Annotated in this window: 9 protein-coding genes; all 9 read right to left on the bottom strand. The window is 59.5% G+C overall.

What is annotated here, in order from left to right; all coding sequences use genetic code 11:
* Positions 1-294: 294 nt before the first annotated feature.
* Complete coding sequence (locus U5O12_RS08635) at positions 295-846, bottom strand: hypothetical protein (RefSeq protein WP_322578240.1); 552 nt, start codon at positions 844-846, stop codon at positions 295-297.
* A 27-nt stretch (positions 847-873) separates the two neighbouring features.
* Positions 874-1,722 (bottom strand): ImmA/IrrE family metallo-endopeptidase, encoded by an 849-nt coding sequence (locus U5O12_RS08630; RefSeq protein WP_322578239.1) that lies wholly within the window; start codon positions 1,720-1,722, stop codon positions 874-876.
* A gap of 275 nt (positions 1,723-1,997) precedes the next feature.
* Positions 1,998-2,255, bottom strand: coding sequence for a hypothetical protein (locus U5O12_RS08625; RefSeq protein ID WP_322578238.1), 258 nt, complete (start codon positions 2,253-2,255; stop codon positions 1,998-2,000).
* Between the two features lie 57 nt (positions 2,256-2,312).
* Positions 2,313-3,517, bottom strand: a protein-coding gene (locus U5O12_RS08620; RefSeq protein WP_322578237.1) for an IS3 family transposase whose coding sequence is annotated in 2 segments (ribosomal slippage) — positions 2,313-3,262 and positions 3,262-3,517 — 1,206 coding nt in all. Because the reading frame shifts where the segments join, the coding sequence is not laid out codon by codon here.
* 61 nt (positions 3,518-3,578) lie between these two features.
* The gene (locus tag U5O12_RS08615) at positions 3,579-4,514 is read right to left on the bottom strand and encodes a restriction endonuclease subunit S (protein ID WP_322578236.1); all 936 of its coding nucleotides are present in this window, start codon (positions 4,512-4,514) and stop codon (positions 3,579-3,581) included.
* A gap of 8 nt (positions 4,515-4,522) precedes the next feature.
* Positions 4,523-6,109 carry a class I SAM-dependent DNA methyltransferase gene (locus U5O12_RS08610; protein ID WP_322578235.1) on the bottom strand — a complete coding sequence of 529 codons (1,587 nt, stop codon included), beginning with the start codon at positions 6,107-6,109 and terminating at the stop codon, positions 4,523-4,525.
* Positions 6,110-6,259: 150 nt separating this feature from the next.
* Positions 6,260-7,462, bottom strand: a complete 1,203-nt coding sequence (locus U5O12_RS08605; RefSeq protein WP_322578234.1) for a serine hydrolase domain-containing protein — start codon at positions 7,460-7,462, stop codon at positions 6,260-6,262.
* On the bottom strand, positions 7,459-8,502 hold the full coding sequence (locus tag U5O12_RS08600; protein WP_322578233.1) for a methionine synthase: 1,044 nt from the start codon (positions 8,500-8,502) through the stop codon (positions 7,459-7,461). The genes U5O12_RS08605 and U5O12_RS08600 overlap by 4 nt, the downstream gene beginning before the upstream one ends.
* A gap of 24 nt (positions 8,503-8,526) precedes the next feature.
* Positions 8,527-9,390, bottom strand: coding sequence for an ion transporter (locus U5O12_RS08595; RefSeq protein ID WP_322578232.1), 864 nt, complete (start codon positions 9,388-9,390; stop codon positions 8,527-8,529).
* Positions 9,391-9,454: the final 64 nt, after the last annotated feature.

Below are 9,454 nucleotides of genomic sequence, written 5' to 3'. Positions count from 1 at the left end.
AGTTACGTATTGCTGCTTGGGCGTTCAGGGCATCTACCTGGGCCAGGGGCGCGGGTGGCTTTGAGGGACTCGACGGCTTGGATGCGGGTGGCGAAACCGGGGCTAAAGCACTGCTTTCCCAGCATCAACTGCAATTCAATGTTTTATAAGTCGTTGTTTCTATTGATTTTTTGAAAATCAACACGCTCGCTAAAGCGCAAAGTTAAGACCATATTCAAGCTTTGCCCACTTCGCCAAACCCCAAAGTGCCAGGTAAAAAAGATGCTTCGCGACGAACGTCCATCAGGTAGTGGGTTAGTGACTCCCGGCAGTGGGTTTCCAGCTTCTGGCTCCGAAATCCGCCTGCAACACGGTATCGGATTTGAGCCCACCCAGCACTTTGGCATTGACCGCCTCAAATCCCAATTGCTCGATAAACGCCAGCATGATGGACTCTAGGCAGTCCACGCGCGCCTGATTCAATCGCTGATTCAGCGCAGGATCGTTGGCACACATGCCGCCAATCAAACGGAGTGCGCGTTTATCACCTGTCACCATGTGTTCTACCTCTGGCGTGTTCACCAGAATGGCCAACATTTGCCGTTCGCCCACATCCATCTCTAGGGGGAAAAGCGCCAGCATGTTGATGTCTGCTGCAGGCAGGTCAGACACTTGCAAGAGAAATTGCTCCAAATCTGCCAAAGCTGCAGCATCTGCCTTCAGCTTCTTGCGCAACATAAAGCGCATGGAAGGCAACACCCAAACCTCCGCCGGCGGAACCCCGAGCCACTGCAAAAGCTCTTGCAGCAGGCCACAACATGCCAGCTTGTGAATGATGTCGTTGTCCGCCAAGACAACTTTGCGCATAGGTGCCGGCGTCATTGGGAAACGCAGTTATGCGCTGTAGCCAGTAGCCGTTTTCAGTAGTTCAAACTGGTCGTCAGAAAGCTTGCCAGCATCCAGTGTTTGGAAGAAAGCGCTATTCACTACTTTGATGCCATCCGACTCGCCGGGAATAGATTTGAGCGCCACATTAGCCAGCGCATGGTTTTTCTGTGCATTACCGTAATTCAGAATGATGTGACCCACATCAATGCGCTCTTGAGTCGCCTTTGCCAGGGCCGCCTTGTATAGAGCGGCCCCATTACGAATGACCGAGCTGGCGCCCGGGCCATAGCTAACTTCTCGGCCGTTTAGAAGTCGAATGGCGTAAGCATCAGCTTCTTTCTCATCCGCATCACCCGCATCTGTGCCACCGATTTTTTCATCCGCCACGAAACCATTGCCTTGCAAATGTCCATTGGCAATGTGACCTAGTTCGTGCGCAAGGTGAAACAGCAAGTGTGCAGGGGTTCCCTTTTTGCTCAGGACAATAGCAAAACGACCATCCTCTCGCACCACCAAGCCGGTCATCTTCTTGCCAGGCAGCTGGTGAATATGCAACACGGGAATATGGGCCTCAGCGCACCAAGCCAGCAGAGCAGGCAGACTCACACAACTGTGCTTCTGCAAAATCGAAGCGCGCAGTGCCACCGGGTCTTTTGGCACCACCGATTGCTGTGCACCAGCGCCCACCAAGGCCAGATTAGCCATGGCAGTCGCAAAGTGCGCGCTAACGGACACATCGCTCTCCGCCACATTGCGGCTTAGCTTGAATTTACGCTGGGTTTCTTGAAACTGCACCGGGCCGGTCGATTGGGCAAGGCTCACCAAATCAATATGAAAAGCCCGGGCGAAATACATCTGCGCTTGCTGCAGTCCGGACTTGGTTTTGGCAATCTCATCGTCCCACCAGGCAGGCAAGGCCATGCGCGCAAACCCCGCAGGCACGCCCGCCGAACCGAGTCGGGTCAAAAGACTGTGAATGGGGTTGTTAGGGGTGGTGGCCACGGGAATCTCCTTCGCCGCATCCCGCGGCTGGCTCTGTCTGAATGCAGGCTTAGATTTTAACTTAAGGCTCAAATTCTCCTATAGCCCTCATGGATAAAGCGCAAGCAGCTCCTCTTTTAGTAGCAAAACTACAACTCCCCCGCAAACGCCCGCTGCTGCAGCGAGGCGAACAGGGCGTCTAGCTGGGCCAGGGCGGCGCGGTGGGTGGCTTTGAGGGCTTCGATGGCTTGGATGCGGGTGGCGAAGGTTTGTTGGAGGGGGAGCGGGGGGACTACGACTGGCACTCGCTCCAGATTCGATTGGTTGATACCGGAAATCGTTGACTGCGTTACGAATGGCCGCACCCGCTTGTCGCGAATGGTCTCGTTGTTCAGGTAGTGAAACATGTACAGCGGTAAGAGCTTTGAACCTGCCCCTGTTTGACGTACCGCTTAGCCATCGAATTATGCGGCCTTCAATAGCTGTGCCGCGTCCCAGCTTTTCTCAAACTGCATCGGGCTGACGTAGCCCAATGTGGAATGAAGTCGTCGGTGGTTGTAGAACGTCAACCAGTCAATCACCTCGTCCATGGCCTCTCGGCGCGTAGCGAATTTCTGACCATACAGTCGTCCCACTTTCAATCGTCCCCACAGACTCTCAGTAGGCGCGTTGTCCCAGCAGTTTCCCTTGCGGCTCATGGAGCTGTTCATCTTGTAGCCCTTGAGCGTGTCCTGAAACTCATGGCCACAGTATTGGCTGCCTCGGTCGGAATGAAAGATAAGGCCCGGTGCGGGGTTCCGTCTAAACCACGCCATTTTCAAAGCGTCTGTCACCAGGCTGCTTTGCATGTGCGGCTGCATGCTCCAACCCACCACTTGGCGGCTGAACAGGTCTATGACGGCGGCCAAGTACAACCAGCCTTCGTCAGTGGCGATGTAGGTGATGTCACCCGTCCAGACCTGATTGGGAGCGCTCGGGGTGAAGTTGCGCTGCAACAAATCTGGGGCGATAGGCAAGTGATGCTTGCTGTCAGTGGTGACAACAAATTTACGCTTGCATCGCGCACGGATGCCATGCTTCTGCATTAGTCGGCGTACCCGTTCCTTGCCCACGCGGTGACCGCGTGCCACCAGTTCCTTCCACATTTTTGGCCAACCGTATTCCTTTCTGACCTCTGCATGAATGGCACGGATTTCAACCAGCAGGCGCTCGTCGCTCATGCGGCCCGACGCGCCGGGCTTGGCGGGCTTGGCGGGCTTGTCCAGCATCTTGCGCCGCACATTTTCAAAGTAGCCACTGGCGCTGACGCCCAGTACGTCGCAAACCAGCGTGATAGGCCAGCGAGTCTTGAAGCTGGCAATCCAGGCGTACTTCACAGAGATTCCCTTGCAAAGTACGCCGTCGCTTTTTTTAGGATGTCGCGCTCCATCTTGACCCGAGCCAGTTCGGCACGCAGTCGGGCCAGTTCCATTTGCTCTGGACTCACTGGTTTGTCGCCAGCGCCCTTGAGCTGACCTTTGGTGCTGAGCCTGACCCAGTTGTCCAGGCTTGCTTTGGGAATGCCCAGAATCTTGGCAGTGACGGATACCGCCTGACCACCTTTGACCAGCCGCACCGCCTCCATCTTGTATTCCAGCGTGTACTTGGCCCGTCGTTTCGTTTCACCCATTTCGTTCTCCTTGAACTGATTTTTATCCATCAGCTAAGAAGTACGTTTTTCGGGGGCAAGGTCACTTTGCTCTGTCAGGTGTGACTCGAATGAACGAAGACTCAAACAACAACGGCTCAGTCGCTGGCGGAATAAGGCATGGTTTTGCAGCGCCTTCATAAGTGAGCGAACGTCGTGCCAGCAATATGTCCTCCATACCGAGGGAATACTTCTTCAAATCCGCACCTGAGCAATTCACGCGTTTTAGGCCGCCACGCTGGACGATGCCTTGGAACGCATCGCTCATGTGGACCATCTCAACGCCGCCCTCTTCGGTGTATTCCTCTTTCGGGTAGTAGGCACCGTTTTGCAGCGGCGTTTCAAGCACATCAACCAGCACGGCAACGGGAAACCTAGGCGCACCCTGCGCATCGTCGCCAAACATATCGAGAAATAGGGACTGGGTGAGGGTGTCGAGGTGGGCCAGGGCTTGGCGGCGTTGGGTTCGGAGAGTTTCGGCCTGGTCCAGGATGGCGGCGATGCGGCGTTGTTGTTCCAGCGGTGGGAGCGGTATAGGCGCAGAACGAATATCGCCCTGAGTAATGTTCGTCATTGACCCGCTTGAACCACCAGCGCATTTGAAAAAGTGCGCAGTAGCTGCAGGAAAACGCAAGGCACGAACAAGATATTCGCGGTCAACAAGAGCACTGTCGGGAATGAGCTTTAACAGCTTGTCCGAGAGCAGAAGTTGCGGGTGATCACCGCGAACCAAAACAGGCGCACCAACCAGCTCGCGCGTATTTGCACGAGAAATCAATATGTCACCATCCATCGGGCGTGGGCAATCTCCCGGGTCGTAATCTGCAGGCATTGCCTTGTTTTGATGGGGCCGGAATTCGCCCCAAGTTACCGCACTCACTTTGAGAATGCCGAACTCGCCGGCTTGCGCCGGGCGCTCCATCGTTTGAATACTCTTGCCCGAAACAATGGACTGAAGTACCGCGCCAACTGTGGCCATCGGGGAGCTCACTTCAACATCCCCTCCAACGCCTTCATCCCCGCAGCAATCTCATCCTCCAGCTTGGCAAGCTCCGCCAAGATGTCTGATGGCGCACGGTGCTGCACTTGCGCATGCACCACTTCCTTGTAGCGGTTGATGCTCAGGTCGTAGCCGTTGGCGGCGATGTCGGCCTTGGGCACGCAGAAGCTTTGCTCGGTGCGAGGGCGGGTTAGCTCGGGAGACTGGGCTTCGACAGGCTCAGCCCGAACGGAGGAGGGGTGGAGAGTGCGCCAGCGGGCCAGCACATCGGGCAGGTTGTTTTTGGCATGCTCTTCTTTTGATAGCTGGTTGCGCACATCCCGTGCGGGCTGGAGGCCTAATTTGTCTTCAGGCAAGAGCGGCTGGCGTTTGTCGTCGAGGCTGTAGCCGTCGGCCAACATGTCGTAGAACCAGACGTTGTCGGTGCCGCCGCTATTCGTCTTGGTGAAGAACAAAATGGCGGTGCTCACGCCCGCGTAGGGCTTGAACACGCCGCCGGGCAGGCTGACGATGCCGTCGAGCTTTTGGTCTTCCACCAGCATTTTGCGCAGCGTTTTGTGCGCGGTGCTGCTGCCAAATAACACGCCATCGGGCACGATGACCGCGGCGCGGCCACCGGGCTTGAGCAGGCGCAAGAACAGGGCCAGAAACAGCAGCTCGGTCTTCTTGGTCTTGACGGTTTGCAGCAAATCCTTGGCGACGTTTTCATAGTCCAGGCTGCCGGCAAAGGGCGGGTTGGCCAGCACCAGGCTGTAGCGGCCTTCTTCGGCGCCGTGCTCCTGGCCCAGTGAGTCGCGGTAGGTGATGGCGGGGTTGTCCACGCCGTGCAGCATCATGTTCATGCTGCCGATGCGCAGCATAGTGTTGTCAAAGTCGTAGCCATGGAAGAGGCCATGGTTGAAGTGCTTGTTGAGCTTGGCGTCGTGGAACAGCGTGGCGTGTTGCTCGCGCAGGTATTCGCCCGCCGCTACCAAAAAGCCGCAGGTGCCGCTTGCTGGGTCGCAAATGGTGTCGGTGGGTGTGGGGGCGGTCATCTCCACCATCAGCTGGATGATGTGGCGCGGCGTGCGGAACTGGCCGTTTTGCCCGGCGCTGGCGATTTTGCCCAGCATGTATTCGTAGAGGTCGCCCTTGGTGTCGCGGTCTTCCATGGGCACGGCGTCCAGCAAGTCCACCACCTTGGCCAGCAGCGCAGGCGTGGGGATGGTGAAGCGGGCGTCCTTCATGTGGTGGGCGTAGGTGGTCTCAATCGAGCCCAGGGTGCGCAAGAAGGGGAAGACGTGTTCGCCTACGATGACAAACATCTCGCTGGGCGCTTCGTTTTTGAAGCGGCTCCAGCGCAGGGTGTCAAAGGCGCGGCCACGAGGGTCGTTGCCCTCGGGAAAGATGCGGCGCTCCATGGGCTTCTTCAGGCGGGTAGCCTTGTTTTCTTCCAGGGTGTGCAGGTCGTCCAGGCGGCGCAGAAAGAGCAGGTAGGTGATCTGCTCGATGACTTCGATGGGGTTGGCGATGCCGCCGGACCAGAAGGCGTTCCAGATCTGGTCGATTTTGCTTTTGAGGTCGCCGGTGAGCATGGGGTATTCAGGGTGGGGAGGCCGATGGAAAAGTCCGACTGAGCATAGCCCAACTCCACGCTATCAATTCAGGAGCTGCTCGCGCTTATTCCATGGGCTCTAGAGGCATATTTGGCACAAAACCGCCCTACCCTGGGCCTGCCAAGGTGCTCAGTCGTTCAGCGCGGCGTAGACCAAGTTGCGGAACAGCGGGCGGTAGTAGTCGCGCTGGTTGGGCGCCTGGACCATGAGGATGGCGAAGAAGTCTTTGGCGGGGTCCACAAAAAACGTGGTGCCCGCAATACCGCCCCAGTAGTACAGACCCTTGCTGCCGCTGACGGGCGAGATGCCGTCTTGCAGCCGCACCGCAAAGCCCAGGCCAAAGCCATGCCCGGGCGGCGGCAGCTCGCCAGAGCGGCCTGCGCGGTAGGGGGCGATATCGCCCAGGTGGTCGGCCGTCATGCTGCGCACGGTGGCGGGGCTGAGCAAGCGGGCGTTGCCCAGGGTGCCACCATCCAGCAGGGCCTGCAAAAAGAGCGCGTAGTCGGCCGCGGTGGACACCAAACCGGCGCCACCGGCCTCCATGACGGGGGGCTTGCGCGGGTCCAGCAGGCGCATGGGGATGGCGCCATCGGGGTCTTTCTCAAACGGCTCGGCAATGCGGTGGTGGTGCTCGGGGGGCACGGCAAAACCGGTGTCCACCATGCCCAGCGGGCTGATGATGTTGTCGTACAAAAACTCGCCGAGCGTTTGGCCGCTGACCGCCTCCACCAGCGCGCCCAGCAGGTCGGTGGCACGGCTGTATTCCCACACGGTGCCGGGCTCGAAACGGTAAGGTATGCGCGCCAGCGTTTGCGCAAAGGCGCGGTTGGGCATGTCACGCATGCCCAGGCGGGCCTTGGCGTACTGCAGCTGGATGGGGTCGTTGCCCAGGATTTCGTAGGTCAGGCCCGAGGTGTGGCGCAGCAGGTCATGCACGGTGGGTTCGCGCAGTGGCGGCTGCAGCGCCATGGTGCCAAACACATCGTGCGCCACAGGCACGCCAGCAAACTCGGGCAGGTGTTTGGACACCGGGTCGCTGAGCAAGAGTTTGCCGCGCTCCATGAGCTGCAGCACCGCCACCGAGACCATGGGCTTGGTCATGGAGTAGATGCGGAAAATGGAGTCGCGCGCCATGGGCACGCCGCGCTGCGGGTCTTGTTGGCCAAAGGCGCTGTGCAGCAGCACCTGGCCCGCGCGCGCCACCAGCGCCACACCGCCGGGCAGGCGCTGGCGGGCCACCTCGGCCTGCAGCACGCCGATGATGGCTTTGGTGGCATCGGGCACGAAGCCCAAGTCCAGCGGGCGCCCCTCGGGCAAGGTGCGCGGGGTCATGCTGGCGCGCTGCCAGCGGTCTGGCCATAACGCTGGCGCGCCAAGGCAGCGCCTTGGGCCAGGGCTTCCAGCTTTTTGGTGGCCACTTCGCGGCTCATGGGGGCCAGGCCGCAGTTGGTGCAAGGGAAGATGCGGTTGCTTGGCACGTACTGCAGCGCCACGCCAATGGTATCGGCCACCTGCTCGGGCGTTTCAATCACATCGCTGGCCACGTCGATCACGCCCACCATCACGTCTTTGTCCTTCAGCAGTGCCATCAGGTCGGGCGGCACATGCGACTGGTAACACTCCAGGCTCACCTGTTGGATGCTGCTGGCCGCCAGCGCAGGAAACACCTGCGCGTACTGGCGCCACTCCTGGCCCAGGGTTTCTTTCCAGTCGTTATTGGCCTTGATGCCGTAGCCGTAACAGATGTGCACGGCGGTGGTGCAGGTCAGGCCACGCGCGGCAATCTCCAGCGCCTGCACGCCCCAGTCCACCGCGTCTTGCATGTAGACGTTGAAGCCCGGCTCGTCGAACTGGATGATGTCCACGCCATCGGCCTGCAGCGCCAGGGCTTCCTGGTTCAGCAGCTCGGCAAAGGCGAAGGCCATCTTCTTTTTGTCGCCATAGAAGCGGTCGGCCACGGTGTCCACAATCGTCAGCGGGCCGGGCAAGGTGAACTTGAGCTTCTTCTTGGTGTGGGCGCGGGCCAGTTGGGCCTCGAAGGCATGCACGCGGCCCTTGAGCCGCAGCGCGGCAATCACCTGGGGCACCTGGGCGTCGTAGCGGTTGTTGCGAATGCCCATGGTGACCTTGTTTTCAAAGTCGATGCCGTCCACCTGCTCCAGAAAGCCGTGCACAAAGTGCTGGCGGCTTTGCTCGCCGTCGCCTACCACGTCGAGCCCGGCGTCTTCCTGGGCCTTGATCCACAAGAGCGTGGCGTCGGCCTTGGCTTGTTGCAGTTCGGGGCCGGCCAGCTTCCACTGGGGCCAGAGTTTTTCGGTCTCCGAGAGCCAAGCGGGTTTGGGCAGGCTGCCGGCGATAGCGGTTTCGAACATGGTGTCTCCTTGTGGTTATGGGGGTCAGGGGTTTTCGCGCAGGTAGGCGGGCAAGTGGGCGCCGCAGTGCAGGCAGTAGCGGGCCTCGGGCAGGTGGCCCTCGGTCAGGCATTCGTGGCAGGTGCGGGTGGTGGTCGGCTCAGCGGCGCGGCGGGCCGTCATCTCGGCGGTGACGATGCCGGTGGGCACGGCCAAGGTGCCCCAACCCAGCAACATCATGCAAGAGGCAATGAAGCGGCCCAGGTCGGTCTTGGGGGTAATGTCGCCAAAACCCACGGTGGTCATGGTGGTGACCGCCCAGTACACCGCGGTGGGAATGCTGGTGAAGCCGTTGGCCGGGCCCTCCACCACATACATCAGCGTGCCCATGACCAGCACAATCATCAGCACGGCCGAGAGAAACACCATGATCTTGCGCCGACTCGCAGCCAAGGCACGCCCCAGCGACTGGTATTCGGACACATAGGCGGTGAGCTTGAATACGCGGAACACCCGCAGCAGGCGCAAGATACGCACATCAATCAGGGCGTGCACCTCGGGCACCAGCAGGGCCACATAGGTGGGCAGCAAAGCCAGCAAGTCAATCACGCCATAAAAGCTCAGCGCATAACGCATGGGGTGGCGCACGCAGGCCAGACGCGCCAGGTATTCGAGCGTAAATGCCACCGTAAACAGCCACTCCAGGGCGTTGAGCCACCCGTGGTAACGCGTATCGACCCCTTGGACGCTGCTGACCACCACCACCGCAACACTGATAAGGATGACCGCTATGAGCCATTGGTCAAACAAGCGGCCGGCACGGGTGTCTGCCTCAAAAATGATGGTGTAGAGCCGCAGGCGCCAGCCTTGCAGGGGTTTGCCCAAGGAGAGATCTTCAGAGGTGCGCATGGGCTGGATTCTGCCCTGTGCGGCGCGCGCACCACAGCCGCATCACAAAGCGCATAACCTTATG

This window comes from Rhodoferax sp. (assembly GCF_034519335.1).
Lineage (GTDB): Bacteria > Pseudomonadota > Gammaproteobacteria > Burkholderiales > Burkholderiaceae_C > Allorhodoferax.
This window is presented reverse-complemented; position numbering and strand designations above follow the sequence as displayed.

What these genes read in the sequence shown, in the direction of transcription:
- U5O12_RS08615 (WP_322578236.1), bottom strand. Translation starts at nt 4,514, where the DNA reads ATGGCCACAGTTGGCGCGGTACTTCAGTCCATTGTTTCGGGCAAGAGT.
- U5O12_RS08610 (WP_322578235.1), bottom strand. Translation starts at nt 6,109, where the DNA reads ATGCTCACCGGCGACCTCAAAAGCAAAATCGACCAGATCTGGAACGCC.
- U5O12_RS08600 (WP_322578233.1), bottom strand. Translation starts at nt 8,502, where the DNA reads ATGTTCGAAACCGCTATCGCCGGCAGCCTGCCCAAACCCGCTTGGCTC.
- U5O12_RS08605 (WP_322578234.1), bottom strand. Translation starts at nt 7,462, where the DNA reads ATGACCCCGCGCACCTTGCCCGAGGGGCGCCCGCTGGACTTGGGCTTC.
- U5O12_RS08595 (WP_322578232.1), bottom strand. Translation starts at nt 9,390, where the DNA reads ATGCGCACCTCTGAAGATCTCTCCTTGGGCAAACCCCTGCAAGGCTGG.
- U5O12_RS08630 (WP_322578239.1), bottom strand. Translation starts at nt 1,722, where the DNA reads ATGTATTTCGCCCGGGCTTTTCATATTGATTTGGTGAGCCTTGCCCAA.
- U5O12_RS08625 (WP_322578238.1), bottom strand. Translation starts at nt 2,255, where the DNA reads ATGTTTCACTACCTGAACAACGAGACCATTCGCGACAAGCGGGTGCGG.
- U5O12_RS08635 (WP_322578240.1), bottom strand. Translation starts at nt 846, where the DNA reads ATGCGCAAAGTTGTCTTGGCGGACAACGACATCATTCACAAGCTGGCA.